Source organism: Timonella sp. A28 (assembly GCF_051200815.1).
GTDB lineage: Bacteria > Actinomycetota > Actinomycetes > Actinomycetales > Cellulomonadaceae > Timonella.
On sequence record NZ_CP195159.1, the window covers coordinates 2,252,189 to 2,277,361 of the forward strand.

The 25,173-nt window shown below is 51.9% G+C and carries 24 protein-coding genes, 1 tRNA gene, 2 pseudogenes and 1 riboswitch; of the genes and pseudogenes, 16 read left to right on the plus strand and 11 right to left on the minus strand.

Annotation, left to right across the window (positions count from 1 at the left end; all coding sequences use genetic code 11):
- Window positions 1-172: 172 nt before the first annotated feature.
- Window positions 173-286: pseudogene (locus ACR9EC_RS10630) on the minus strand (GNAT family N-acetyltransferase); the annotation flags it as partial.
- Complete coding sequence (locus ACR9EC_RS10635; protein ID WP_435299203.1) at window positions 250-789, minus strand: hypothetical protein; 540 nt, start codon at window positions 787-789, stop codon at window positions 250-252. The gene ACR9EC_RS10635 and the pseudogene ACR9EC_RS10630, both read right to left, overlap by 37 nt.
- Window positions 790-1,357: 568 nt before the next feature.
- Here ACR9EC_RS10635 and ACR9EC_RS10640 point away from each other — a divergent pair.
- Window positions 1,358-2,062: a DUF2510 domain-containing protein gene (locus ACR9EC_RS10640; RefSeq protein ID WP_435299204.1), complete on the plus strand. Its 705-nt coding sequence runs from the start codon at window positions 1,358-1,360 to the stop codon at window positions 2,060-2,062.
- Between the two features lie 3 nt (window positions 2,063-2,065).
- Here the strand turns inward: ACR9EC_RS10640 and ACR9EC_RS10645 are convergent, their stop codons facing one another.
- On the minus strand, window positions 2,066-2,452 hold the full coding sequence (locus ACR9EC_RS10645; RefSeq protein WP_435299205.1) for a hypothetical protein: 387 nt from the start codon (window positions 2,450-2,452) through the stop codon (window positions 2,066-2,068).
- A 123-nt stretch (window positions 2,453-2,575) separates the two neighbouring features.
- Here ACR9EC_RS10645 and ACR9EC_RS10650 point away from each other — a divergent pair, with 123 nt between their 5' ends.
- Window positions 2,576-3,544, plus strand: coding sequence for a VOC family protein (locus ACR9EC_RS10650; RefSeq protein WP_435299206.1), 969 nt, complete (start codon window positions 2,576-2,578; stop codon window positions 3,542-3,544).
- Window position 3,545: 1 nt separating this feature from the next.
- On the opposite strand, the gene ACR9EC_RS10655 is transcribed toward ACR9EC_RS10650, so the two are convergent.
- Both ACR9EC_RS10655 and ACR9EC_RS10660 read right to left on the minus strand, forming a co-directional pair.
- Complete coding sequence (locus ACR9EC_RS10655; protein ID WP_435299207.1) at window positions 3,546-4,433, minus strand: nuclease-related domain-containing protein; 888 nt, start codon at window positions 4,431-4,433, stop codon at window positions 3,546-3,548.
- Window positions 4,434-4,561: 128 nt separating this feature from the next.
- Window positions 4,562-4,828 (minus strand): DUF4235 domain-containing protein, encoded by a 267-nt coding sequence (locus ACR9EC_RS10660; protein WP_435299208.1) that lies wholly within the window; start codon window positions 4,826-4,828, stop codon window positions 4,562-4,564.
- Between the two features lie 202 nt (window positions 4,829-5,030).
- Window positions 5,031-5,134: riboswitch (TPP riboswitch) on the plus strand.
- Between the two features lie 56 nt (window positions 5,135-5,190).
- Between ACR9EC_RS10660 and ACR9EC_RS10665 the strand changes: the two genes are divergently transcribed.
- The 3 genes from ACR9EC_RS10665 to ACR9EC_RS10675 are packed head-to-tail and all read left to right on the plus strand — an operon-like array spanning window position 5,191 to window position 8,964.
- Window positions 5,191-6,264, plus strand: a complete 1,074-nt coding sequence (locus ACR9EC_RS10665) for a thiamine ABC transporter substrate-binding protein (RefSeq protein ID WP_435299209.1) — start codon at window positions 5,191-5,193, stop codon at window positions 6,262-6,264.
- Complete coding sequence (locus ACR9EC_RS10670; protein WP_435299210.1) at window positions 6,257-7,987, plus strand: ABC transporter permease; 1,731 nt, start codon at window positions 6,257-6,259, stop codon at window positions 7,985-7,987. The genes ACR9EC_RS10665 and ACR9EC_RS10670 overlap by 8 nt, the downstream gene beginning before the upstream one ends.
- Entirely contained in the window at window positions 7,987-8,964 is a 978-nt protein-coding gene (locus tag ACR9EC_RS10675) for an ABC transporter ATP-binding protein (protein ID WP_435299211.1), read from the plus strand. Before ACR9EC_RS10670 ends, ACR9EC_RS10675 begins: the two co-directional genes overlap by 1 nt.
- 10 nt (window positions 8,965-8,974) lie before the next feature.
- On the opposite strand, the gene ACR9EC_RS10680 is transcribed toward ACR9EC_RS10675, so the two are convergent.
- The 3 genes from ACR9EC_RS10680 to ACR9EC_RS10690 form a co-directional block, all read right to left on the minus strand.
- Entirely contained in the window at window positions 8,975-10,072 is a 1,098-nt protein-coding gene (locus ACR9EC_RS10680; protein WP_435299212.1) for a GNAT family N-acetyltransferase, read from the minus strand.
- A 43-nt stretch (window positions 10,073-10,115) separates the two neighbouring features.
- A complete protein-coding gene (locus ACR9EC_RS10685) occupies window positions 10,116-11,144 on the minus strand; it encodes a bile acid:sodium symporter family protein (protein WP_435299213.1) in 1,029 nt (342 codons plus the stop codon).
- Between the two features lie 115 nt (window positions 11,145-11,259).
- Window positions 11,260-12,627 carry a heparan-alpha-glucosaminide N-acetyltransferase domain-containing protein gene (locus ACR9EC_RS10690; RefSeq protein ID WP_435300650.1) on the minus strand — a complete coding sequence of 456 codons (1,368 nt, stop codon included), beginning with the start codon at window positions 12,625-12,627 and terminating at the stop codon, window positions 11,260-11,262.
- A 208-nt stretch (window positions 12,628-12,835) separates the two neighbouring features.
- Here ACR9EC_RS10690 and ACR9EC_RS10695 point away from each other — a divergent pair, with 208 nt between their 5' ends.
- From ACR9EC_RS10695 to ACR9EC_RS10725, 7 genes and pseudogenes are all read left to right on the plus strand, one after another.
- Window positions 12,836-15,001: an MMPL family transporter gene (locus ACR9EC_RS10695; protein WP_435299214.1), complete on the plus strand. Its 2,166-nt coding sequence runs from the start codon at window positions 12,836-12,838 to the stop codon at window positions 14,999-15,001.
- 6 nt (window positions 15,002-15,007) lie between these two features.
- Window positions 15,008-15,487 carry a pyrimidine dimer DNA glycosylase/endonuclease V gene (locus tag ACR9EC_RS10700; protein WP_435299215.1) on the plus strand — a complete coding sequence of 160 codons (480 nt, stop codon included), beginning with the start codon at window positions 15,008-15,010 and terminating at the stop codon, window positions 15,485-15,487.
- A complete protein-coding gene (locus ACR9EC_RS10705; RefSeq protein ID WP_435299216.1) occupies window positions 15,472-15,972 on the plus strand; it encodes a MarR family winged helix-turn-helix transcriptional regulator in 501 nt (166 codons plus the stop codon). Before ACR9EC_RS10700 ends, ACR9EC_RS10705 begins: the two co-directional genes overlap by 16 nt.
- Window positions 15,973-16,179: 207 nt before the next feature.
- Window positions 16,180-18,036 (plus strand): molecular chaperone DnaK, encoded by a 1,857-nt coding sequence (dnaK, locus tag ACR9EC_RS10710; protein ID WP_435299217.1) that lies wholly within the window; start codon window positions 16,180-16,182, stop codon window positions 18,034-18,036.
- Window positions 18,033-18,581, plus strand: a complete 549-nt coding sequence (locus tag ACR9EC_RS10715) for a nucleotide exchange factor GrpE (protein ID WP_435299218.1) — start codon at window positions 18,033-18,035, stop codon at window positions 18,579-18,581. Before dnaK ends, ACR9EC_RS10715 begins: the two co-directional genes overlap by 4 nt.
- Window positions 18,582-18,673: 92 nt before the next feature.
- On the plus strand, window positions 18,674-19,660 hold the full coding sequence (locus ACR9EC_RS10720; protein WP_435299219.1) for a DnaJ C-terminal domain-containing protein: 987 nt from the start codon (window positions 18,674-18,676) through the stop codon (window positions 19,658-19,660).
- 5 nt (window positions 19,661-19,665) lie between these two features.
- Window positions 19,666-20,037: pseudogene (locus ACR9EC_RS10725) on the plus strand (heat shock protein transcriptional repressor HspR); the annotation flags it as partial.
- A gap of 213 nt (window positions 20,038-20,250) precedes the next feature.
- On the opposite strand, the gene ACR9EC_RS10730 reads toward ACR9EC_RS10725, so the two are convergent.
- Window positions 20,251-20,892, minus strand: coding sequence for a phosphotransferase (locus tag ACR9EC_RS10730; protein WP_435299220.1), 642 nt, complete (start codon window positions 20,890-20,892; stop codon window positions 20,251-20,253).
- A 350-nt stretch (window positions 20,893-21,242) separates the two neighbouring features.
- On the opposite strand from ACR9EC_RS10730, the gene ACR9EC_RS10735 reads away from it, so the two are divergent.
- Entirely contained in the window at window positions 21,243-21,545 is a 303-nt protein-coding gene (locus ACR9EC_RS10735; protein ID WP_435299221.1) for a DUF1540 domain-containing protein, read from the plus strand.
- 64 nt (window positions 21,546-21,609) lie between these two features.
- On the opposite strand, the gene ACR9EC_RS10740 is transcribed toward ACR9EC_RS10735, so the two are convergent.
- Window positions 21,610-22,368, minus strand: a complete 759-nt coding sequence (locus ACR9EC_RS10740; RefSeq protein ID WP_435299222.1) for a winged helix-turn-helix domain-containing protein — start codon at window positions 22,366-22,368, stop codon at window positions 21,610-21,612.
- Window positions 22,369-22,743: 375 nt separating this feature from the next.
- Window positions 22,744-23,382, minus strand: coding sequence for a uracil phosphoribosyltransferase (upp, locus tag ACR9EC_RS10745; RefSeq protein ID WP_435299223.1), 639 nt, complete (start codon window positions 23,380-23,382; stop codon window positions 22,744-22,746).
- Window positions 23,383-23,492: 110 nt separating this feature from the next.
- Here upp and tadA point away from each other — a divergent pair, with 110 nt between their 5' ends.
- The 3 genes from tadA to ACR9EC_RS10760 all read left to right on the plus strand — a co-directional run bounded on the left by tadA (window position 23,493) and on the right by ACR9EC_RS10760 (window position 25,074).
- Window positions 23,493-23,990, plus strand: a complete 498-nt coding sequence (gene tadA / locus ACR9EC_RS10750) for a tRNA adenosine(34) deaminase TadA (RefSeq protein WP_435299224.1) — start codon at window positions 23,493-23,495, stop codon at window positions 23,988-23,990.
- 117 nt (window positions 23,991-24,107) lie between these two features.
- Window positions 24,108-24,194 (plus strand) — tRNA-Ser (locus ACR9EC_RS10755).
- Window positions 24,195-24,408: 214 nt separating this feature from the next.
- Window positions 24,409-25,074: a hypothetical protein gene (locus tag ACR9EC_RS10760; protein ID WP_435299225.1), complete on the plus strand. Its 666-nt coding sequence runs from the start codon at window positions 24,409-24,411 to the stop codon at window positions 25,072-25,074.
- Window positions 25,075-25,173 lie beyond the last annotated feature (99 nt).

A 25,173-nucleotide genomic window follows, 5' to 3' on the forward strand; every position in this document is an offset into this window, starting at 1 on the left:
AACAAGCGGCGCACGACGTGCGAGGCACTGCAACTACGCCGACAACTCTAGCGACATATCGCCATTGGCGCCACAAGAATGGCTAAGAAAGTTGAGATTTGTGTCCGGTTAATCGAAAAACCTCGAACATAAGGCAAGAATGCTTCCTTTTGGAAATCTTGTTATGACGGTTCTACAGAAAACGCATCCCCATAGTTTTTCCCCACTCGGGTTCACGAATTGCGGTGAAACCAAGGTGCTCATAGAAGCCTATTGCGTGTGTGTTGGTTCCCGAAACTCCCAGATGAACACCTGCAACTCCCGCATCGCGAAAAGCATCGAGGAGTGTGAAGAGGAGCTCTTGCCGCGTCCGCCACCTTGAGCATGGGGAAGGATATCTATGTGGAGGTGTGCGGGGTAGTCTTTGGCGATCTCAGCATCTGATGCGCCCCAATTCATAAGCTTTCCGACGAGTCGAGCATCACCGGATCCTTCGGGGAACGATGCGTTCGAATATTTTTCGCGTAATGGCGGCCACCATGATTCTTCAAGTTCTTGATCAAACTTGAGTGAGTCTGGAGCGCCCGTTGCGTATCCCACGGGAGTGTCGGTGTCGTCGACGAGGGCAAAAGAAAATTGTGGGTACAGCTTCAGGTAGGCCCCAAGGTAGAGGTCTCCTAAGAGTCGCGGTTCGGAATACAAAGCGGAGGCGTCTTGGCCTGCGTCGCCGGTGAGCAGGCAAATATCGTAGAGTCGGTCGACTTCTGTGGGGCTGTCAACGTTGACGAGCCGAATATCAAAGGCGGTCATAGCACTTACTTTACGGTTGAAACTGATGGGTATAAAAAAGGGCGGGAGGAGCCCGCGCTTCCTCCCGCCCCACGAGGACGTCCAGGCATCGTACAGAGGGGTCAAAACGATGCCGGCCTCATCCTCACGTCTGAGCGTTTCGACATTCCTATTCAATACTGTCCTTGGGTAAAGTTTTCAGGCCTAAAGTCCCCCTGTTGTGTTCGTGAATAAAAAGTTTGCTGATCAACCAAGCAGGAGAGTGTTTCTTGAGAAATAAATCAGATAATCTCGCTGGTAAAACTTTCCATGTTTAAAAATTCCTTTACCTGTTTAAGGACAATAAACATGCTGCCGATACCAATGATGTGAAGAAGGCAGCTCAAAAGCGAAAGCCCTCTGCGCCGAAGACGCCGCAAGGCTTACCCAGCTTTGGGATTCTTGGAATCCTCATCGTTGTGATCGCTGTTTATGTGATCGGTAAGTTAGCTAACTAGCCTGCTGCGCAGGTGTAGTGGTTTTTGGTTTGAGCCCTTTTGATCAGTGCATGCTCAGGTAGGCTGCAACGCTGAAAGACAAAAGGAAGGTCATGCCAACTGCCATCCCTGGCTGGTACCCAGACCCCACCAATTCGTTGTATTTGCGCTTCTTTAACGGAAAATACTGGACAGATGTAACCGTTCTTGTGCCGTCGGACGGTCAAGTCACAGAAGAAATGATTTTCCTTGGCGAAGCCAAAATGTCACAGTTGCACACAGAGCAGTGTCAGCATCCAGCGAACTATCACACTGCACAGAATGGCGCAGCACACGGCACACGCGCGGTTGGTGTTGTTGCCGGACGGAAGATATCAACGCAGCAGTTGTGGCTAGCCGCAGGACTAGCCGCCTTTATTAGCGTTTTTTGTTTTTATTATGTCTACAACGGCACGAATTTGGCGCAGGCAGGCAAATCTCGCGCGGTTCATAGCATTACTGTTTCTCAAGATTTTAGTGCGTTGAACTTGGCTTCTGAATTCACATGTAAAAACCTAGCTCAAGAAGCAATCGATATTTCACAGGCCCAAGACGCAGGTAATGAAGTGTTGGTTGATGTAAAAGACGTAAGTATTGTGCGTGATGCGCGCAGTACTTTTTCTTTGCCTTCAACTAAAGGGAAATATGAGACCGCGCTCGCTTGTGAAGGTGAAGGTGTATTCGCTGATGGGATGCGCGCAAAAATTGAATTAGAACTGTCCGTTACCAGCGATTCTTCACTATGGGTGTATTCGACCCCGCGTAGTCACTTGTATTGAGTGCTAGAGCGCCCTGAAGGCCTCGGGAAGTGATTTTCCGGCATTGAGGTAGGCAATGCTGCCAACAGCAAGAACGGCAACTGACCACAATGGCAGCGGCAGGAGCGGTACGACGATTGTGCCAAAGATTCCTAAAATAATATGGATCAAGATAAGGCCAATGGCGATTGCAATGGTTGTGGCAAGGATCTTTTGTGGGGCCTGGATGGTGTCGCCTTTAGGTAGGTCCGCGGTGAGGTCTTTTGGGCGACCAAAGTGTTCTGTGAGGTCGTCGTGTGGGTGGGATTTTTCCCATCCTTTGATGTCGTTCAAAGTTTGGGTAATGCGTTCGTCGTCTATGCCTTTTCGACGCATAAGTTGTGTGACCTGCGCGTAGTATCGCGTATCCATGAGTGCCCCTCGTCTGCGACGTCGTTTTTTCTATTTTAAGTGCAGGGTCACACCTAGAAATTAGTTGACGCTTCAAGTAAATGGTGAGACGCTTGAATCATCAACTAATGAGGTGAATGAGTTATGACCACACACAACAACCCCACAACAACCCAAGCAGCAGCTCACAACACAGCGCGCGTACCACAAGCACACCCGCTCAAAAATGCAGACCTGCTCCCCGGCGGACTCACCATGGACGCCGTCACCCTATACGTCCGCGACATTGACGCCATGGTCAAGTTCTACACAGAAGTCATAACCCTTGAGGTCATCAACACAAACAACCCCTCAGCCGCACACGACCAAAGACACGGCATCGTCACCCTCGGACGAGGCAAAACCCCAATCGTCGTACTCAGACACGAACCCAATCTGCCGCCCGCACAACCACGCCAAGCAGGACTCTTCCACACCGCAATACTCTTCACCACCCAAAGCGCACTCGCCGCAGTCGTAGCCAGCGTCGCCCAACACGCACGCCACCTCTACACCGGTTCTGCAGACCACCTCGTCTCCCAAGCCTTCTACCTCAACGACCCAGAAGGTAACGGCATAGAACTCTACTGGGACAGGCCCCGCAACGAATGGTCCTGGACAGGCGCACACGTCGTCATGGACACCCTATGGCTAGACCCAAACACGTTCGTGAACGAACACCTCACCACACAAGCCCTAGAAAACCTCAACACAGCCCCCGCAACAGTCGGCCACGTACACCTGCAAGTAGGAGAAACCCAAGCCGCCCAAGACTTCTACGTCAACGCGCTCGGCTTTGAAACCACCAGCAAAATCCCCGGAGCGCTCTTCGTCGCAGCAGGCGGATACCACCACCACATGGCCGTCAACACGTGGAACTCACGCGGAGCAGGGCCCCGCATATCATCACTCGGATTAGCAGAGGTCTCACTCATCCTGCCCACCAACGACGACGTGCACGCACTCCAAGACAGGCTCAACTACGCCCACATCACTCACGCCCATACCGGCGCAGCGCTCACCTTCACCGACCCATGGAACAACCACATCGCCGTAAGCACGCACGAACAATAAGTTATGTACTATTCGACACAGAATCAGTGACGAGGCGTGACATGAAATCGCCAACCATATGAAAGAAATCGCTAATAGCATCGGGAAACAACCACAAAGCAGCGATAATCCCTAACGCAAAAGCCAACTTGACTGCGCCCGAACCCGTGGTTTTCTTTGCTTGTTTTCCACGCTTTGAAGCTCGTCGAGCCTGAACTTGCTGAGCAACTTCTGCTCTATCCAGATGCAACGCAGCTTCCAACGAAGACGCTAACCCAGCAACATCATGCGTCGGTAAAACAGAAGGGCTAGAACCAATGAATTCTGCAAGCTGATCAACAGAAACGACCCGCACCCCTTCAACATCACTGTTGAAAACTGCCTCACCAGTAAAAGCAAGCACAGGAAAAACTGAGACTCCATGCTGGGGTAAACCCGTTGTCCGCAACATGAGCGAGCGGATCGCCTCCGCTTGTTCTAACGCGCCAAGATGCGCAGAACGACGCAACGTTCCATTCTGTCGGACACCCTTAGATGTAACCGATAGAACACCACTCCAATTTTTCGCATCAACAACAAAAACGCCAGTAGGTCCAACCACAAGATGGTCAATATTTGCTTTAGGGCGGCCCGGCCAGGGCTGATCATGCAGCACCCAAAACCCATGACCATCAAGCCAATTCAGGACATGAGCGACTTCCCGCTCTCCCTCAGCCCCACGCGCATAACTATCAACGCCTGAACTGCGGCCCTGCGATGACCTCCGTTGTGCAACAGCATCCGCACCAGCCCCGGGAATACCGCGCGACACCAACGGTTGGCGCCCCTGCTCAGCAACAATCCGATCAGAATGAAGAGCGCGCCTGCTAGGGGAAGGAACATCAGGAGTGTTATTGGAAGAATGGCCCATGTTTTACATATCGACAGGAAAACCAACAACTCAACTGAATACGAGCGAGCGCGCATTGAGCATAAAAATACGCACTGCGAGCTGCCGCTATTCAGCCGGCGCTCGCAGTGCGTTCAGATGAGGGTGTGCTACTTATCGAGCGCTTTAGCAGCCCAATTCGACACCATGCGTTTGGAGCTGCGCTTCGCAAGGACTTGAGTAAGTGAAGCAACGATTGCGCTCACCGCAGCAAACGTCACAATCGACGCTACACGTGCTTCGTCGTCGTCGAGGTCGTGGGACAGGCCACCCGTGGACTTATCCCACACCTTCTCTACTACTTTTTGTGCAACCCATCCTGCAGCAAACGAAATACCGAGAGCAGCAATCTTTTCAAGGCCTGACTGCTTATCCATGAACTCCTCCTCAACGAGCCAACACAATCTGCATGCCTGAAAATGGCACGTCTTCCACTTAACAAACTATCGGGTCAGCCGTGCACACGCTAACTGTCAGGGCCGTAATCACCGCAATCGATAGAACAAACCTCCAACCAACGTCACAAGCAATTGTGCTGAACCCTGCACTCACCTACCAGATAGAAAGTATTAGACTGGTCAGGTACGACAGGGGAGCGCACAGTGCGCTGAGAGTGCTTACACCAGCAGACCCTCGAACCTGATCCGGCTAGTACCGGTGTAGGGAGTCGGGCTTTCTCACCATGCAGTAACAAAAACGCGCATGGACCCCTCCTTTACCCAAAGGGGGATAACACTACGTGTTCACATCACCTACCCGATCAGTGACTGCGCTCGCTGGAGTAACTCTGCTCGCAGCGTCTTTGATCGCTTGCGCTCCTGTGACCGAGGAAGTCGTAGAATCTTCTTCAACTAAAGCACCAAAAACTGTACGCGTTGTTGTGCATGACTCATTCCAAATGAGCGACGAACAGAAAGCCGAGTTCACTAAAACTTCTGGTTACGACGTGGAAATCGTGACTAACGGTGATGGTGGCGCGCTCGTCAACAAGCTCATCCTCACCAAGGACGCCCCGCTAGGTGACGTCACTTTTGGAGTGGACAACACCTTCGCATCACGTGGAACTGACGAAGGCGTCTTTGCGCCATACACGTCAAAGAACGAATCTAAGCTTGGTGCCTCGTTGCGTCTTGCAGGCGACAACACGCTCAACCCAGTCGACTACGGCGACGTGTGCCTCAACATTGACCCGCAATGGTTTGAAAAGAACAACATCGCAGAACCCAAAACACTCGATGACTTGATCAAACCTGAATACAAGGACCTCACCGTTGTTACCAACCCGGCAACGTCCTCTCCAGGTCTTTCCTTCTTGTTTGCCACCATCGGGGCATACGGTGAAGCTGAATACCTCAACTACTGGGATGCACTCAAAAACAACGGTCTTAAAATCGTTGATGGCTGGGAAGATGCCTACTATGTAGACTTCACCGCCGTTGAAAAGGGCGACCGCCCAATCGTGTTGTCGTATGCTTCGTCGCCAGCATTTACTGTCACTGAAGACAAAAAAGACACCACCACAAAAGCGTTGCTCGACACCTGCTTCCGCCAAGTGGAATACGCTGGAGTGCTCACTAACGCGGCAAACCCACAAGGTGCGCAAGCATTTATTGACTACTTGTTGTCAGACAGCTTCCAAGGAACTATCCCAGACGCAATGTACATGTACCCTGCATCTGACAGCGCTGAGCTGCCAGATGACTGGGCTAAGTTCGCGCCAGTCCCAGAGAACCCAATCTCCCTAGACCCAAGCGACATTGCGACTAACCGCGACGCATGGCTCAAGGAATGGAGCGCACAGATCATTGGCTAACACAGTGGCCTCTGAGGCTGTGGTAGCCCACGCCTCACACCGAAACCGGATAGTGCGCACGCGCGCATTACGCCGGTTTGTGGTGTGGGGTGGGGCAGCCAGTGTTCCACTTGTTTTTCTTGCAGTATTTTTTGGTTGGCCGGTTATCGCTTTAGTCGGTCGCGGTTTTGTTACTGATGGAGCGTTGGACTTTAGCGCGTTTGCTGAAGTGTTGAGCACTCCACGGACGTGGCGGCTTGTCGGCTACACGCTCGCGCAAGGTGTCGTCGGCACAGTATTGGCGTTGCTGCTGGGTATCCCGGGCGCATATGTGCTGTACCGGTGCACGTTTAAAGGCCGCATGTGGGTGCGCGGGTTTGTGACAGTGCCTTTCGTCCTCCCCACCGTTGTTGTTGGTGTGGCTTTTCGAGCGCTACTCGCGACGAGTGGGCCTCTCGGGTTTTTGAACCTTGATGGAACGTTCATTGCGATTATTGCTGCCCTCGTATTTTTTAACTATTCCGTTGTTGTGCGCACGGTTGGTGGCATGTGGGAAAAGATTGATCCACGCATGGCCCAAGCAGCGCGCTCGCTTGGCGCTTCACGAACTCGAGCATTCTTTACCGTGACGTTGCCTCAACTCGCGCCAGCAATTTTTTCTGCTGGCGCTGTAGTGTTCCTATTCTGTGCAACAGCATTCGGCACAGTTATGGTGTTGGGCGGTCAAGGATACGGCACCATCGAAACTGAGATTTGGGTGCAAACAGTCCAATTTCTTGATTTGCGTACTGCCGCCGTTCTTTCCATCCTGCAGTTAGTCGTTGTGGTGCTCGCACTGTGGATTTCTGCGCGCGCCCGCTCATCTAAAGAACGCGCATTGTCTTTACGCAACGACGAGGTTGCCGCCAAAAAGCTTGCGCTTCGTGAAGACTGGGCAGCTATAACTGTTACGGCTTTAGTTGCTTTGCTGCTTATTGCGTGGCCGTTAGGAAACCTGTTTATTTCCGCGTTTCGGGTGAACGACGAGTGGACCCTCGCAAACTTTGTTGCCTTGGGTACTACCGGCACAGGTAACGCTTTAAACGTGACAGTGTGGACTGCTTTATACAACTCGATTGTCACTGCTGGGTATGCTGCCGCTATTGCCGTGCTTGTCGGCGGGCTGGTGGCTTTTGTGGTGTCTCGTCGGGCAGCGTCAAAAACTGGTAGGGCCGCAATTAGTGCTTTAGATGTTGTCTTCATGTTGCCGTTGGGTGTGTCAGCGGTGACGGTTGGTTTTGGTTTCCTGATTACGTTGGATCGTCCACTTGGTTTCGATGTTGATCTTCGATCGTCGGGTTTGCTGGTCCCTATTGCTCAGGCTGTTGTTGCTATTCCGTTGGTTGTTCGCACAATCTTGCCTGTGTTGCGTGCCATTGATCCACGCCAGCGTGAAGTTGCAGCCGCACTTGGTGCGCCGCCGTGGCGGGTTGCTTTAACCGTTGATGGACCGGTCGCAACGCGATCGTTGGGGCTTGCAGTAGGGATGGCTTTCGCGGTGTCGTTGGGCGAGTTTGGTGCAACATCGTTTTTGTCTCGCCCTGAGACTGCAACATTGCCGATTGTGATTTTCCGGCTCATTTCGAAACCTGGCGACGAGAATTACGGTATGGCTTTGGCTGCTTCAGTTGTGTTAGCGGTTGTTTCCGCTGTGATTATGATGCTTGCAGAACGTTTACGGTCGTCGACTTCGGGGGAGTTCTAATGGCGTTGTCGGTTGAAGACGTAAAAGTTGCTTTTAACGATTTTGTTGCCGTCAATGACGTGTCATTGACTGTGGGTGACGGCGAAATCCTCGGTTTGTTGGGCCCGTCCGGGTGCGGAAAATCGACGTTGTTGCGCACTATTGCGGGTATTGAGATCCCGCAGCAGGGTCGCATCGTGTGGAACACGCACGATATGTCGTTCACTCCTATTCACAAACGTGGGTTCGGTTTGATGTTTCAGGACGGGCAATTATTCCCGCACCGCAACGTGGCAGGAAACGTCTCGTATGGCCTCAAAAACTTAAACATTTCACGCGTGGAACAGCAGCGTAGGGTGTCGGAGTTGTTAGAACTGGTAGGGCTGGGCGGGCAGCACACTCGTGATGTGACAACAATGTCTGGCGGTGAACGCCAACGTGTCGCATTAGCTCGAGCGTTAGCTCCTCGTCCGCAACTACTGCTCTTAGACGAACCACTATCTGCATTAGATCGAGAGCTGCGCGAACGCCTAGCCGTTGATGTTCGCTCTATCTTGCGTGAGACGCGCACGACTGCCGTGTTTGTGACTCACGATCAAGACGAAGCTTTTACTGTGTCAGATCGTGTTGCAGTAATGCGTGCTGGACGGGTGGTGCACGTCGATACACCAGAAAAATTGTGGCGCTCGCCAGCAGATCGAGAAGTTGCCGAGTTTTTGGGCTATGAGGCTGTTGTGTCTATGGACCCGTTTGTTGGCTGCGCGCCGAAAGATTTCAAGGTTGTGGACACGAATGTGTCCACAACCTCAGAACCCCACACAACAGGTGTTACTGGCGCAGCCGACGACGAACTGTACGGGGTTGTTGTTGACCGTTTCTTCCAGTCTGGTCGAGCCGTCACTCGGGTTCGTGTCCCTGATATCGGAGTGCTGACCTGTGTTGTTGACTCGCATCTCGAACCGCAAATTGAGGATCGGGTGCGCTTAGTTCGCGTGTGACCTTGTGCCGCTATACCGTTTCAGGTTGTTGAAGGAGTTTTTGCCACGCGCTTGAGGTGCCGTGCTGCTCAAATCCGAGAGCAACGTTGATGTCGAGCATGTACGAGTTTTCGCCAGCGTTCCACGTGTGGAGTCTGCGTGCGCCGGGTCGGACGGTCATGAGTTGGGTGAGCATTGCTGCTTTTACCCACATGCCGAGGCTACGCCCACGGTAGCCTGTGCGCACGAGGGTTTCTTGCTGGAAGACGCCTTCTGGCCTGTCTTTTTCGTATTCGACGCGAGTGAAGCCTGCGAGTTCACCGCTTGGTATGTGTCGTGCCGCAACGAATAGGTAACCGTTTCCTGCACGTGCAACGTTGGCGTCAAGTTGTTTTATTCGGTCTGCGTCGTAGTGAGTTTCGGTTATGTCAAGGTCGCCTAGTGGCACGTCTGTGCTCATGGCATGTTGCAAAGTGGCGTGCCCGTCAAGAAATTCTTCTGGTGTGGTGTCTTGCCAGGAGACGAGTTCGTATTCGGGTCCCGCTTTGGCTGCCGCTTGGCTTTCAAATTGGTGTAGTAGCGCAGGGTCGGCTGGCAATGCGAGGACGGAATACCGTTGGGTTTGTTCGAGTGTGAAGCCGTGATCGAGGTGAGCGCGAATGAGGGGATCGCTGGCGTCTACGCGTCCGACCCCCGTGGGTGCTTCGAGTGCGTTTGGGTGGTCTGCTGATGGTTCGCTTGTGTGGTCTTCCCACGCCATGAAGGTGGTGCGTCCAGTGTCGTTAGCGATGGAATCTGCTGTGGTGTGCAGTAGGTCAAGAACGTGCCGGGCATTGTCGCGGGCAACGAACTCGATGGTGATGAGATGGGTGTTGTCTTTTTGCGGCAGGACGAGTTTTAACGCGCCAACTATGATGTCATTTTCGTGCACAACGAAACTGCGGATGACGTTGTATTGAGTTGACATGAGGCTCTCTTGAAACCCTGCAAGTGCTGGCACAAAGTCTGTGTGTCCAAAGTCGTGTAGCGCGCAGTGGAGGTAGAGGTCGCGCATGTCGTTGACGAGTGCGGAGTCTTTGTGCGTGGGGTTGAGGGGTTCTACAAGTTCGCGTATGTCGAGGTGCGTCATGGTTTAAATATTGTGGCGAACAGGAACGATGTCTATTTATTTTTTAAACGTTGATGGTGTGTGGCGGTGCGGTGTGTGCGAGTCTGCGTGCTAACGCTGCACACACGATCAGCTGGATTTGGTGGAAGATCATCAGGGGCAACACCATGATTCCGACGGCCCCTGCACTGAATATGACGGTCGCGATGGGCACACCTGTGGCAAGGGATTTTTTTGATCCGCACATAAGTATGGTTGCTTGGTCTGCTCGACTAAAACCGAGGCGTTTTCCGAGTGTGTGACTGATGGTCAGCATGGCGATAAGGATTACTAGTGCAGCGGTCATGAGGGTGAGGATGTTTCCCACAGATACTCGTGACCACATGCCGTCAACGACTCCTTGCGAAAATGCCGAGTAGACGACGAGAACTATCGCACCACGGTCGCACAGCATGGTGAAGCGTGTGTGTCGGGTCACCCAAGGTGTACACCATCGTCTAACAAGTTGCCCAACGATAAAAGGTAAGAGCACCTGTAACGCGATTTTTCCCATTGCTGATGCATCGAATCCAACATTGTTGCTGAGGGTGAGCGCGACGAGCAGCGGCGTGATGACGACCCCAAGCAGGTTGGACAATGATGCGGAGACGACCGCTCCGGCAACGTTTCCCTTTGCTATGGACACGAATACGATCGATGACTGCACGGTTGAGGGTAATAGCGTCATGAATAGCAGGCCGTGCTGAAGTTCTGCGTCGATAACGGAATCGGGAATGAGGAGGCAGAGTAGCCCGAGGAGCGGAAAGATGAGGTAGGTGCACGCAAAAATGACGCTGTGCAGTTTCCAATTTTTGAGTGCGTTGAGGGCTTGCCGTGTTTCGAGGCGCACCCCGTAAAGGAAAAACAGCCCTGCGATAGCGATAGTGACTACAACTTTGAGTGCTTCCGCAGCACTCCCGGATGCGGGAAGCACAGCTGCGATGATGACTGCCACAAGGATGGACACGACAAGCCAGTTCACGTGAGAGAGCGCTCGCTGCCAGAACGGTAGGGAGAGAAGGCTCTTATTGTGTGACTGCCGTTTATGCGGCACGAATGGTGTCCTTTCAACGCGTGGCGTGCACTTTTGATGAAGTGCACGCCGGCCTCACTGTTGTAGGCATGATGCTCATTACTTTAGACGGTGAGGTGCGCTGAAGTTGTGCAGGTTAGTCGCGTGCAGTGGTGGTTCTTTTGACTATCCAGTTCACGAGCATTTCGAGGGGACCCTTTTTTGTGGTGAGGCGGAAGATCGTTGCCATGATGATGGCAAGGATGATGGTGCCTAACCAGAGGTCCCACGCGAATGATTCGAAGGTGAACAGTGATGTGCGTTCGACGAGTCTGAATGTGATGACGTGCAGAGCGTATACGGAGAGCGACATGGATCCCATGGCGAGTAGCGGCCAAAAGATTATGTGTATCCGGCGGCAGAGCAGGATACAGAGCGCGATGACGAGTAGTGCTACACCACCTGATCCGACGATTTCGTTGGGTGTGCCTGAGTGTGGGTCAGCTGTGCCGAACTCAGATAAGTGGTTGTTAAATGTTGCCCAGAAGTCGGGTGTGCCCGTTCCATCGTCGAAGGTTTCGTCTTCGCTGACAGTGATGGAAGAGCAGCCGATGTTTCTGTTTCCCTCATAGGTTTCGTCGTAGCAGTCCAAACCTTCGAGATCTAGTGCAGTTGTGGGCTCACCGTTAACAAAAAACTCGCCTGGTTGGAGGTCTGCTGGATTAGGGGTGTCGTATGTTTCGGTGGTGTCTTCGGTATCTTCGATGTCTTCATATTCTGATGATGAATAGGTTTCTTCCTCAATATCTACGGCCTCCGGTGTGGCCTGTGAAAAAAGCGGCACGGTTGCGTACCCGGCTGTCATCATCCCGATTCCGATTGCACCGATAATGAGGACGTTTTTTAATGAGGCAAGGTTTGTGCGTCCTACAGCCAAGCCGATGAGGATAAACGACACCCAAGAAAAGAGTGGATATGTTCCGCTAATGAAGATTTCTGCTGCAGGGAAAGAGACAGTTGTTTTAAAGAAGGGCAGGCTTTCGAGGACGGCGACGATGAGCGGCCCAACAACTGCCATGATGGCTGCGGCTATGACTAGTGTTCGTCGGCGTGCGGCAAGGAAAGGAAGCGCCACAATAAAGAGCACCGCATACATTTGCAGGATTACTGCGATTCCGGAGTTTAATGCGATGAGTAGGCTGCCGATTGCGAATATTACGAGTGCGCGGACGAGAATACGTAGCCGCGCGTCGACGAGTGCTTGGCCACTAAGGCGTTCGGTGCGTCCGCTCATGATGGCGAGGGAAACACCCGCGAGTGTTGCAAAGAGGATGGAGGAACGTCCGTGGGCTAGGGCTCCCCAAGTTTCGGGTTTGTTGAAGACGAAGCTGTCAGCTACTGCAAAGTGAGCTGCAATCATGCCCATAAGGGCGAGTGATCGGGCGAGGTCTATCCCGTAGATACGTGTGCGTGCTGGCGCTGAGGGTGTGGGTTCTGCTGGCGCTAGCGCAACGGTTTCGGTCATGGTCACAGATGAATCGTAGAGCCGGGGGAGGCGCTTGGGCGTCCACCTAGGATATGACTTGACCGCATCGTGAATCACACTATGGGTTAGGGCGTGTTAGCCCTCTGGTGGTGCGGTTTTGTGCTTGTCATGTGTGAGGTTTCTGATATTCTATTTACCTAGCCAGGCTAGGTAAATAGGTGTGGGTTAAGTCAATAAAGGGGTCACAGTGTCTAGCAAAAGCTCCACCAGCGCAAACACGTCCACAACAAGAACACCACTACGGTTGCTCAGAACACTCATACCCGCACTACTCATACTGACATGGCTCGCCGCCGCAGCAATCGGCGGCCCACTTTTCGGGCGAGTCGACGAAGTCTCCTCCAACGAAGCAACCGCCTACCTACCCACAAACGCACAAGCAACACAAGTACAAAAACAACTCCCCGGATTCCTCGGCGACTCCACCATCCCAGCCGTCATCGTCCTCGCCTCAGAAGAAACCCTCACCGAAGCAGAAATAGGACAAGCCCAAGCCTTCGCAGGACAACTAGCAGACACCACACCAGGAGTCCTCGCCGCAAGCCCCGCAATACCCTCAGAAGACGGCAAAGCCCTCCAAATATTCGCCCAACTCGATGCCAAAAGCGACATCGGAATCGACGTAGAAGCACTCAAAACGCAACTCGATGAAACATTCCCCAACAACATCGACCACTACGTCACCGGACCAGCAGGATTCACCGCAGACCTCTCCGAAGCATTCGGCGGCATCGACGGACTCCTCCTCGCCGTAGCACTCACAGCAGTACTCATCATCCTGCTCATCGTCTACCGCTCACCAATCCTGCCCATCGCCGTCCTCACCACCAGCATGTTCGCGCTCACCGCTGCGCTCGCAACAATCTGGCTGCTCGCAAAACAAGGGTGGATTCTCCTTAACGGGCAAACCCAAGGAATTCTCTTCATCCTCGTTATTGGTGCCGCAACAGACTACGGACTGCTTTACGTTTCCCGATATAAAGAAGAACTCAAGCGACACCACAGCACATGGGCTGCGACCCAGGCTGCCCTGCGCGGATCATTTGAGCCAATCCTCGCATCAGGTGGAACAGTCATCGCTGGTCTTCTGTGCCTCATGCTTTCTCAGCTCCAATCCAACCGTGATCTTGGCCCGATCGCCGCTATCGGAATCCTGTTCGCTATGCTTGCAGCCTTCACGCTGCTACCAGCAATACTCTTCCTCTTTGGACGAGTCGCATACTGGCCAAGAAAACCAAAAGTAACCAACGAAGACGGCACACAAAGCCAACTGCCTACAAAAGGCTTATGGAAAGCCCTGCCTAACCTCGTCTCCAAAAAACCGCGGACACTCTGGGCAGGAACAACTGTCCTCCTGCTCATCGCAAGTGCTGGTGTGCTCACGCTTAAAGCAGATGGTGTCGCGCAAAGCGAACTCATCCTTGGCGAATCTAACGCTCGAGATGGCCAAACAGTACTTGCTGAACATTTCCCAGCAGGATCGGGAAACCCTGCGTTCATCATCGCGGCAGAACAAAACCTTGACACTGTCAGCCAAACATTGCTGGCCAACGATGGAGTGTCTAGTGTTGCTGTGACAGCGAAAGACTCCCCGGCAGGGTCCCTGCAAGTCACACCACAAGGAATACAGAACCCAACTGGTGTGCCAGCTGAACCAACCGTAGTTGACGGAAACGTCCTAATACAGGCAACCCTCAGCGATGCATTCGACTCACCAGAAGCCGAAAATACTGTACGAGAACTACGCGAAACCCTAGGGCAAGACGCAATTGTTGGTGGTGCAACAGCAACCGCACTCGACACCAACGAAGCCTCAATTCACGACCGGAACCTCATCATTCCGCTCGTTCTGCTCGTTATCTTTATCATTCTGTCCTTGCTGTTGCGATCACTCCTCGCACCACTGCTCCTTGTTGCCACCACGGTACTGTCCTTCGCTGCAACCCTCGGTATTGCAGCACTCGTGTTCAACCACATTGCCGGGTTCCCCGGGGCAGACCCCGCGGTTCCGCTCTACTCATTCGTGTTCCTCGTTGCGCTGGGCATCGACTACAACATTTTCTTGATGACCCGAGTAAGAGAAGAAACCCTCACGCATGGCACTCACACAGGTATGAGCCGTGGGCTCGCAATCACTGGTGGAGTCATCACCTCAGCTGGACTCGTCCTTGCGGCAACGTTCGCAGCGTTGGCGGTTATCCCAATCTTGTTCCTCGCGCAGATCGCATTCATCGTTGCGTTTGGTGTGCTGATGGATACCTTCTTGGTTCGTACAGTGCTCGTGCCAGCTTTGGGTTACGACATTGGTCGAAAGATTTGGTGGCCCTCACGATTAGCGCACGGAAAGGAGTGATGCATTGTGCGGGTATGGAGCTTGCATCCATCACTTTTAGACCGGCAAGGCCTTCTTGCGTGCTGGCGTGAAACGCTACTTGCGCAAGCTGTGCTGGCCGGAAAAACCAAAGGGTATACGCGGCACCCGCAGTTAGTGCGTTTTCGCGCTACATCTGACCCTGTCGTGACTGTGAGTGCCTACTTACACGGGATCGCCGACGAAGCGCACGCGCGTTCATACAATTTTGATCGTTCACGGGTGCTTGTTGACGCTGGGGAATGTGGGGCGGATAAAGTTTCGCCGTTGACGGTCACCTTAGGTCAGGTGCAGTTTGAATGGCAGCATCTCACGCGCAAACTGCTCGCTCGCTCTCCAGAAGTGTGGGAAAACAATAAGCAGTTTGATTCATTGATGCAGGTAGAGGACACTAATGCGGTGTCGCAGTTGGTTCATCCGCTGTTTGTTGTTGTGCTTGGAGGGGTCGAAACGTGGGAGAAGCCGTAGCAGGGTATTGGTATTCGAAACCTTCAAGCGAGCGTGAGCTCTTACAAGCGGTTCGCCGTTTTGGTCGTGCAGATTTAGGTATGCGGCAGCGCATGGCGCAAGACATGGACATGGGCGTGACGGACATGCGTGCGCTACAAATTGTTATTGCCGCACAGCGAGCCGGTAAACCTGCGACAGCTGCTTTTCTTGCTCGGGAATTGTCTATTACGACTGCTTCAACAGCGAAACTGTTGAACCGACTTACGGCCTCGGGGCATGTTGAGAGAAAACCGAACGAGCACGATAAGCGTTCCATCATTGTGGTTGCAACTGAACTTGCTCATGCAGAAGTAAAAGAAAGGCTCGACGGTATGCACGAACACATGTCTGAATTGGTTTCTTCTTTTTCGACTCAAGAGCAGCACGCAATTGCGCGTTTTTTGGATGGAATGACGCAGATCTTTGAAGGCGCTGGTGAGATTTCGCCGAGAGCGGAGGGGTAGGATTCTTCAGCTTTTTGAGATTTCCGACATGTATTACTGCTGTTCAATGCCTAAAAGATGGACATCACCAATACAAGCGAAACGTAAAGTTGAGTCAGTGTGACTCAACTTTACGTTTTAGGACTTGCGTCTGCGTGACTCAAGGAGCAAACTTGAGTGTGGAAGACTCAATGTTTTGTTAAGTGATGCAAGTAGAAAGGCACTTACATGTCACGTGCAGTAGGTATTGACCTCGGAACCACAAACTCTGTTGTTGCTGTTCTTGAAGGTGGCGAACCAACCGTCATCGCAAACGCTGAAGGCCAGCGCACCACACCATCAGTTGTAGCGTTCTCCAAAACCGGTGAAGTGCTCGTTGGTGAAATCGCGAAGCGTCAGGCAGTAACAAACGTTGACCGCACCATCTCGTCTGTAAAGCGTCACATTGGAACCGACTGGTCCCAAGAAATCGACGACAAGAACTACACCTCCCAAGAAATCTCCGCACGCATCCTTGGCAAGCTCAAGCGCGACGCCGAAGAATACCTTGGCGAGGCAGTAACCGACGCAGTCATCACCGTGCCTGCATACTTCAACGACGCTGAACGTCAAGCAACCAAAGACGCTGGACAAATCGCAGGTTTGAACGTTCTGCGTATCGTCAACGAGCCAACCGCAGCCGCGCTTGCATACGGCCTCGAAAAGGGTAAAGAAGACGAGCTCATTCTCGTGTTCGACCTCGGTGGTGGAACCTTCGACGTTTCCCTCCTTGAAGTTGGAAAAGACGAAGACGGCTTCTCAACCATCCAAGTACGTGCAACCTCCGGTGACAACCGACTCGGTGGTGACGACTGGGACAACAAGGTCGTCGAATGGCTCATCGCAGAAGTAAAGAAGACTGACGGCGTTGACCTCTCCAAAGACAAGATCGCCCTTCAGCGTTTGCGCGAAGCAGCAGAGCAGGCAAAGAAGGAACTGTCTTCTGCAACATCCACAAACATCAACATGCAGTACTTGTCGATGTCAGAAAACGGCCCAATCCACCTCGACACCCGCCTTACCCGCGCACAGTTCGAGCAAATGACCGCTGACCTCCTCAAGCGCACAGAAGCACCTTTCCACGCAGTTATCCGCGACGCAGGTATCAACGTGAAAGAAATCGACCACATCGTACTCGTTGGTGGTTCTACACGTATGCCAGCAGTCACCGAAAAGGTTAAGGAACTTACTGGCGGACAAGAGCCAAACAAGGGTGTTAACCCAGATGAGGTTGTTGCAGTCGGTGCAGCGTTCCAGGCTGGTGTGTTGAAGGGTGAGCGTAAAGACGTCCTGCTCATTGACGTCACCCCACTGTCCCTCGGTATTGAAACCAAGGGTGGTGTGATGACCAAGCTCATCGAACGCAACACCGCTATCCCAACGAAGCGTTCAGAGATCTTCTCCACGGCTGAAGACAACCAGCCAAGCGTTCTCATTCAGGTATTCCAAGGTGAGCGTGAGTTTGCTCGCGACAACAAGCCTTTGGGTACTTTTGAGCTCACCGGAATCGCTCCAGCGCCACGTGGTATGCCACAAGTTGAGGTTACCTTCGACATCGACGCTAACGGTATCGTGCACGTATCTGCTAAGGATAAAGGCACTGGTAAAGAGCAGTCGATGACCATCACCGGTGGATCTTCCCTGCCAAAGGAAGACATCGACCGTATGGTTCGCGAAGCTGAAGAGCACGCTGCTGAGGACAAGAAGCGTCGTGAAGATGCAGAAACCCGCAACCAGGCAGAGTCCTTCACCTACTCCATTGAGAAGCTTCTCAAGGAGAACGAAGACAAGATCCCAGCTGAGGTGAAAACCGAAGTTCAGGAAGCCGTTGACGCATCGAAGAAGGCCCTTGAAGGCGACGACATCGAAGACATCAAGGCAAAGAACGAAACCTTGACAACCGTGTCACAAAAGATCGGCGAAGCGCTCTACGCACAAGAGCAAGCAGCAGCCGCAAACGGTGAGCAGCCAGCAGCTGATGCACCAGCTGCTGACGACGATGACGTAGTAGACGCCGAAATCGTAGATGAGGATGACAAGAAGTGAGCAACGAGAACCCAAACGCCGAGGGCGTAGGTCCAGAGCAGCCGGACTCGATTGATCACCTCGATTTCGAACCTGAAAATGGTGACGAAGCGACAGAGGAGCAAGTTCTTTCTGACCTTGACAAGGCGCAGCAAGAAGCAGCTTCTCACCTAGCCGACCTGCAACGCTTAAACGCTGAATATGTGAACTTTTCCAAGCGTGCAAAGCGTGAACAGGAAGCCGCCCGCGGGCGTGGAGTTGAAGATGTACTCAACTCACTACTTCCTGTGCTGGACGACATCACTCGTGCACAACAAGCAGGCGAACTCGCTGGGCCGTTCGAAGCAATTGCAGAGAAACTCAACGGGACACTAGGAAAATTTGGTGTAGAACCTTTTGGTGCTGTTGGAGAAGAATTTGATCCAACGGTCCACGAGGCACTCTTCCACCAGACCTCAGCAGAAGCGACAAGCACAACTGTGACTGCGCTGATCGAGGTGGGCTATAAAATCGGTGACCGTGTTGTTCGCGCAGCACGAGTAGCTGTAACCGGCCCAGAAGAATAAACCTCATACTGGTAGGTGCGCACTAGTGCGCACCTACCAGATATACGATGTGATACGCGCATACCGCATTCACACTCTTGAAAGGAGACACCTTGACTGGTCAAGACTGGCTAGAAAAAGACTTTTACGCCACCCTTGGTGTCTCAAAAGACGCCTCCGACGCAGACATTAAAAAGGCGTACCGCAAACTTGCTCGGCAACACCACCCTGATCACAATCAAGGTGACACGAAGGCCGAAGCAAAGTTTAAAGAAATCGGCGAAGCATATGCTGTCCTCTCCGACAAAGAACAACGTAGTCAATACGACGCTATTCGTTCTATGGGTGCGGGTGGCCGCTTCACTGGTGGCTCAGGCGGTGCCGGCTTCGAAGACATGTTTGGTGGCATGTTCGGTGGTGCTCAACACGGTGGTGCACCACGTGGTGGCTCGTCGGGCAACTTTGACGACATTCTTGGCGGACTTTTTGGCGGCGGGTTCGCTGGCCAAAACGGAAACTTTGGTGGCACAGGATTCCGTGCTGCCCCGCCACAACAAGGCTCTGACATTTCAGCATCCACAACGATGCCTTTCCGTTCTGCTGTCCTTGGTACAGAAGTAACGCTGAACGTTGAAGGTCGTACTGTTAAAGCCCGAATTCCTGCTGGTGTGCGCGATGGACAAAAAATCCGCATCCCAGGCAAAGGCCGCCCAGGTATGAATGGTGGGCCTGCGGGTAACTTGGTTCTCACTATTTCAGTGACACCGCACCCGGTCTTTACTATTGATGGCGCAAACTTACGTATGACATTGCCTGTCACTTTTGACGAGGCAGCTTTAGGTGCACAAGTTTCCGTACCTATTTTTGGTGGCGAAACCGTCAAAGTGAAAATTGCTGCGGGAACCTCATCAGGTAAGGTTCTGCGTATTAAAGGACGCGGAATCAAAACGTCAAAAACCACAGGTGACCTCTTAGCAACAGTTCAAGTTGCAGTACCGCAAAACCTCACTCGTGAAGCACGCGAGGCTGTTGAGGCTTTCCGTAAAGCAACGGAGGGAACTGACATACGTGGTGACCTCGTTACTCAAGCGAAGGAGTAAATGCCATGCGAGTTCGAATCGTCTTTGATGAATCTGTGCGGGAAGACGAGCCCGTTTATGTGATCTCTAAAGCGGCCGAACTCGCGGGCATGCACCCTCAAACCCTGCGTCAATATGACAGGTTGGGTTTGGTATCACCGCGTCGGGCAAGCGGGCGCGGCCGACGCTACTCACAGCGCGACGTTGTACAACTGGTTGAAATTCAGCGCCTCTCACACGAAGAAGGCATCAACCTGGCTGGCATTAAACGCATCTTAGATTTAGAAAATCATGTGCGCATGCTCGAAGCGCGAGTGGAACTGTTATCTGCGCAAGCCAACCCTGGCTCCCGAGTGTTTACCGCAGGGACCGAAGGGGATGTCGTTTCTGTGGGGCGTCTTTCTATGCTCCGCCAACGCGCAACACAAGCGAAAAAACGACAAACTGCACACCGTTTCCCTTTGCAGCTCACAGCCAGAGTAGAAGAAATTGACGACCCATCAGCAGAGGGTAGGAAACGTACTCAAGCGCGGGCAGAAGAATCCGCACAGGACACATCAAAGTTGAGGTCTGGGCGCGCCGTTATTGTGTGGAGTCCTGAGCAGCCTTAGCTATGAGGGTTGGGTGCTGAGCTTAGATAAGACAGTTTCTCGTGCCCGCTCAATAAGTTCAGCGTCTTCGGTTGTGGTGTAGGGCAGTGCTATACGTAAATCTCGTGCTTCATCGAGATACAACCCAATGTCTGCGTGTGAGAGTTCTATGAAATGCTCAAGGAAACGCAGGGCTCCCTGTTGAATAGGGGATTTTTCTGCTGCAACTATTCCTATTGCAAGTGCGGTCGCAGCGAAATCTAGAGCAGCGGGACCATATAACGCTTCTTGCCAATCGACGACAGCGGGACCAGTCTCGGTGAGAATAACGTTTACTGGCTGTAAGTCCATATGAAGTATGCAGTCACCTTCGCGGATGACGCCACGTGCTGCATCAAAAGCTGGAACGGCGATGGTGTGGAGTTTGTTGAGTAAATCCACAAGGATTTGGGCGCCGTCACGCAGGGACACTTCGTTAGCGATGAGTGCCTGTAACAGTGTCGGACCGTGCACTCTTTCCATGATGAGGTAGCGGTCGCGAACCTCAAAAAGCGCAGGTGTTGGGTATCCTCGCGTGTTGAGGTAGGTAATGAGTTCAACGTTTGGGTGCTCTAAGACATCTTCTGTCGTGAGTTCTCGTACAACCACATCGTTGGTCACCATGTACACCCGGTAGGTATTGCCTTCTCCGATGAGATGGGCGGGGGATAACTGTGGAAGGGGAGTCCCTTCCACCCACATGCGTGCGTTCATCATCTGCTCCCGATTGCTTCGTTCTCTCTAGCCTAGACTCGTTGCGCTGTGAAGTCATCTACAGTGTCATTTTCGAAAGCAGCGCATGCGTTAATTCTAGAAATGTGTATGTCATTAGGGGTTTTATTTAATTTAATTTCGAAACGCTATTATTGCATAATTCGTTTTTATATAAGTAAGTACTAACTACCTAGCGGCATAATGCTATGTAAATTACTGTAGATATATTGAATTGTTTTACGCACTGTTATGGAGGGGAAATGCCAACTCAAGAAGAACTCGCACATGTCAGTGAATGTAATGTTGCAGGCTGCGGCTACAACCACGACGGATGCCACGCAAGCGCAGTCACTATAGGAGGCCACGGCGTCCACGCACAGTGCGCAACTTTTATTCCGCTAGGCGTCAAAGGTGGCTTAGACCGTGTAGTAACCACCGTTGGTGCTTGCCAGCGCGGTGATTGCGTACACAATGACCATCTTGAATGCGTCGCTTCATCAATTCGCGTAGGAGCGTCCGCTGAGAGTGATTCAGCAGGATGCCTCACCTTTGAAACACGATAAGTTCAAAGGGAACGCACTTTAAACGACATAAAAGTGGTGGTGGCTTAAATAGCCACCACCACTTTTATATATTCCGCAGAGAACGCGGTGCCGGTGGGATAACATCAACCTGTTCCGTGATTTCGAATTTGTATCCGGAGCCACGAACAGTAATGATGTGATGTTCCAGCCCTAATTTTTCTCTAAGACGACGAATATGGACGTCAATTGTTCGAGAATCAGAATGAGTGCTGGTGCGCCATACTGAAGAAAATAACTCGTCGCGAGAAATTATTCGCCCTGTTGAGTTAACGAGGTATGCCAGCAGCTCAAACTCTTTATAGGTGAGTTTTTGAACTTCTGAATCTGCAATAACTCGCCGGTTATGTAGATCGATGATGACTCGTGGGCTGAGCACAAAATCGAAGTTTGGAAGCGAAGTGTCACGGGCGTAATCTGCGGGCTCGCTAGCGTTTAAGCGTTTTGCTGATTCGGCTCGTGTGTTAGCCGGAACATCAGTGGCGTAGTCGCGCCGTGGTGTGTAGGGGGCTACATAGCGTTGAGTGCCGTGTGCGTGTGCGGGGATATCAGAAGCGTTCACTGGTGTGTTTTTATGATGCGTCGTCAGTTCAAGGCCGCCAAGAGCCAAAGTGGTGTGGGTTTCTGCAGAAGGTAGGAGTTCACGGGCGAGTTCTCCTAGCGCCTCGGCGATTTCGATAATCTGAGCTGGCGGGACAGTGGTAGCGTCCGTCGTGTCAGAATCGGTGTTGGTGAGGCCAACCCATAGGTAGAAACCTGGCTGGTTTGTGGCTGCTGGTGGTAGTTCGTGCGTAGGGGCGGACATGCGCTCTCCAAGGTCGTGAGTATGTCGTGATCCCAACAAGCAAGTGGGAATCAGGAGGTTGTCGATGAAAAAGAAAGAACTGAATGCGTAGTAAAAAGATTCAGCCGCGACAACACGCACGTGAACAGACGAGCATGCCAAGTGGCGCCATCATGGTGGCGTCGAGGAGCATGGTCGTGGTTTGCATGACTATAACTTTGACGGTGTTTTACAGAGCGCGCAAAGGGGTAACATCAAACATCTCATCTAGTGAGAGAATGTAAACTATATTTTTTTGGGACGATCCACCACGAAGAACCTTTCACCTGCTCAAACGCACAAAGACATTACAGGTGAAAAGTTTCTTCATTAATGGCAGTTACCCCGGGTCACGACTTAGTCGACAACCCCATACAAACGATCTCCAGCGTCACCAAGACCCGGAACAATGTATGCGTTCTCGTTTAAACGCTCATCAATAGCCGCCAGCACAAGCTTCACATCGGCGCGCTCACCAATAGCATCTTCAACAACCTTGATGCCCTCAGGCGCAGCAATCAAACAAATCGCAGTGACATCAACCGCGCCACGCTCAAGCATGTAGTTAATTGCCGCAACAAGCGTTCCACCCGTCGCAAGCATAGGGTCAAGCAAGAACACTTGACGGCCAGTTAAATCGTCGGGAAGACGATTTGCATAAGTGATCGCCTCTAAAGTTTCTTCATTGCGCTGCATACCCAAAAAGCCAACCTCAGCGGTCGGGATAAGACGAGTAATACCATCCAGCATTCCCAAACCAGCACGCAAAATAGGAACAACAAGCGGCTGAGGGCTAGCGATCTTAACGCCCACAGTCTCAGTGACAGGAGTCGAAATTGGGTGCTCAACTGTCTTTACTTCGCGAGTTGCCTCATACGCCAACAACGTCACCAACTCGTCAACAAGCTGACGGAAAGTAGGAGAAGCTGTCTCTTTATTACGAAGAACAGCAAGCTTATGAGATACAAGTGGGTGATCTGCTACATGAAGGCGCATGTACTAACCGTAACCCCTAGAACACTAGTGAAACAGCGGAAAGCACTGTGTCATTCACCAAAAATCTAGTACTGCACACAATATGCTGCCCGCTTTGGGAGAATAGACCCATGTCAACACCCGGCCCTGCCGCCCACACACAATGGCACGACGCTATGGGGCACGCGCTCACAGAAGCACAACGTGCATTACGTGAGCACCACACCCCCAACAAAGAAAGCGACGTTCCCATAGGAGCCGTCGTCGTCGACAGTCAAGGGCGCATTATTGGACGAGGACACAATCAACGCGAAGAAACACACGATCCAACCGCCCACGCAGAACTCCAAGCCATACGGCAAGCCGCCAGCGTAATCGGCGACTGGCGGCTTGCGGGCTGCACCCTCGTCGTCACACTAGAACCATGTGCCATGTGCGCTGGAGCGATTTTGCTGGCACGAATCCCACGCATAGTTATAGGGGCATGGGACCCGAAAGCAGGAGCTACAGGGTCAGTATGGGACATCGTCCGCGATCCACGCATGAACCACTTCACAGAAGTAATAGCTGACGTTCGCACAACCGAATGCGCGCAACTCCTGACAGACTTTTTTACCTCACGTCGGTAACTTAACAAGCGGTAGCTCAACTTTGAGCACACAAAGCGAAAGTGACTCAACCCACGCCATAGAGGTGTTTAATCACTTTTGGATCTCGTCGAACAACAGGTAAACTATTGGATGCAAGGTAGTGTGTCCGAGCGGCCGAAGGTGCAACACTCGAAATGTTGTGAGGTGTCAAAGCCTCCGGGGGTTCAAATCCCTCCACTACCGCAGTAAATAAAGACCCTGGTCTCTGACAGTAGAAATACTGAAGAGGCCAGGGTCTTTTTGTGTATTTTTATTTTTCGGATGTTTTATCGTTGAAAAACCCCAGAGGGTTTTACACAAAAAATATTTCGAGGGTGATATTGCGCTACAAAACGATAAATAAGTTTCCTATGCATTACATTAATAACGGTCAGAACTCTTTTGAAAGGCCAATATAATGCGCAGAACTGTCACTTATGTCGCCCTTGTTTCAGTCACAACTCTATTGGCAGCGTGTAGTGGCGAATTCGCACAGCCTGCGCACCAAACTCAAACAACACCCACACCGGCCCAGATGCAAGAGGACATGGTTATCAATGCTGAAACGTTATTTGATCTCGACACATTCAAGGCTATCAAGGCCAACTACGATGTAGCGGGGATGAAACAGGCGAAAGAGATCTGTTACCAGATTGCAGAGATTAGAGAGGAAATTGGGATTAAAGAATTTGTTGCAGGGGTAAACGGTTTATCCGAGCAAGAGTATGGATATGCCGACAAATTTCAAGATCTGTTGTACAGCTGTTCCCATCTTGAGTCTGATGCATTAGAAGCGCGAAAATCCGAAGCCACTCGGAACGAGACCACTGCTCCGGAGCCGACACTGTCGAATGATGTCTTAAGTTTCACGGCCAATCAAATTTTTTCTTCAGAGAACTCCAAAATGCTGAATGCTTTCGATCTTGGAACACCTGCGATGAAGGTCAAGATATGTATGGTCATAGCGAAGGAAACGCAGAATCTTTCAGATCAAGATATCGTACAGCATTACAACGATATGACGTTTTACGATCAGACTATCTTTGATGATCTTGTCCGAGAATGTAATGAAATATTGAACTGATGATGCCGTTATTCTTCACGATGACGAAATCATCACTTTATTAAACTTCATAAATTAATGGCAGAGTTTGCTGTTAGAAAATGTTCAATATCAGTAAAA

What these genes read in the sequence shown, in the direction of transcription:
- ACR9EC_RS10635 (WP_435299203.1), bottom strand. Translation starts at nt 789, where the DNA reads ATGACCGCCTTTGATATTCGGCTCGTCAACGTTGACAGCCCCACAGAA.
- ACR9EC_RS10640 (WP_435299204.1), top strand. Translation starts at nt 1,358, where the DNA reads ATGCCAACTGCCATCCCTGGCTGGTACCCAGACCCCACCAATTCGTTG.
- ACR9EC_RS10645 (WP_435299205.1), bottom strand. Translation starts at nt 2,452, where the DNA reads ATGGATACGCGATACTACGCGCAGGTCACACAACTTATGCGTCGAAAA.
- ACR9EC_RS10650 (WP_435299206.1), top strand. Translation starts at nt 2,576, where the DNA reads ATGACCACACACAACAACCCCACAACAACCCAAGCAGCAGCTCACAAC.
- ACR9EC_RS10655 (WP_435299207.1), bottom strand. Translation starts at nt 4,433, where the DNA reads ATGGGCCATTCTTCCAATAACACTCCTGATGTTCCTTCCCCTAGCAGG.
- ACR9EC_RS10660 (WP_435299208.1), bottom strand. Translation starts at nt 4,828, where the DNA reads ATGGATAAGCAGTCAGGCCTTGAAAAGATTGCTGCTCTCGGTATTTCG.
- ACR9EC_RS10675 (WP_435299211.1), top strand. Translation starts at nt 7,987, where the DNA reads ATGGCGTTGTCGGTTGAAGACGTAAAAGTTGCTTTTAACGATTTTGTT.
- ACR9EC_RS10680 (WP_435299212.1), bottom strand. Translation starts at nt 10,072, where the DNA reads ATGACGCACCTCGACATACGCGAACTTGTAGAACCCCTCAACCCCACG.
- ACR9EC_RS10690 (WP_435300650.1), bottom strand. Translation starts at nt 12,627, where the DNA reads ATGACCGAAACCGTTGCGCTAGCGCCAGCAGAACCCACACCCTCAGCG.
- dnaK (WP_435299217.1), top strand. Translation starts at nt 16,180, where the DNA reads ATGTCACGTGCAGTAGGTATTGACCTCGGAACCACAAACTCTGTTGTT.
- ACR9EC_RS10730 (WP_435299220.1), bottom strand. Translation starts at nt 20,892, where the DNA reads ATGGTGACCAACGATGTGGTTGTACGAGAACTCACGACAGAAGATGTC.
- ACR9EC_RS10735 (WP_435299221.1), top strand. Translation starts at nt 21,243, where the DNA reads ATGCCAACTCAAGAAGAACTCGCACATGTCAGTGAATGTAATGTTGCA.
- ACR9EC_RS10740 (WP_435299222.1), bottom strand. Translation starts at nt 22,368, where the DNA reads ATGTCCGCCCCTACGCACGAACTACCACCAGCAGCCACAAACCAGCCA.
- upp (WP_435299223.1), bottom strand. Translation starts at nt 23,382, where the DNA reads ATGCGCCTTCATGTAGCAGATCACCCACTTGTATCTCATAAGCTTGCT.
- tadA (WP_435299224.1), top strand. Translation starts at nt 23,493, where the DNA reads ATGTCAACACCCGGCCCTGCCGCCCACACACAATGGCACGACGCTATG.
- ACR9EC_RS10760 (WP_435299225.1), top strand. Translation starts at nt 24,409, where the DNA reads ATGCGCAGAACTGTCACTTATGTCGCCCTTGTTTCAGTCACAACTCTA.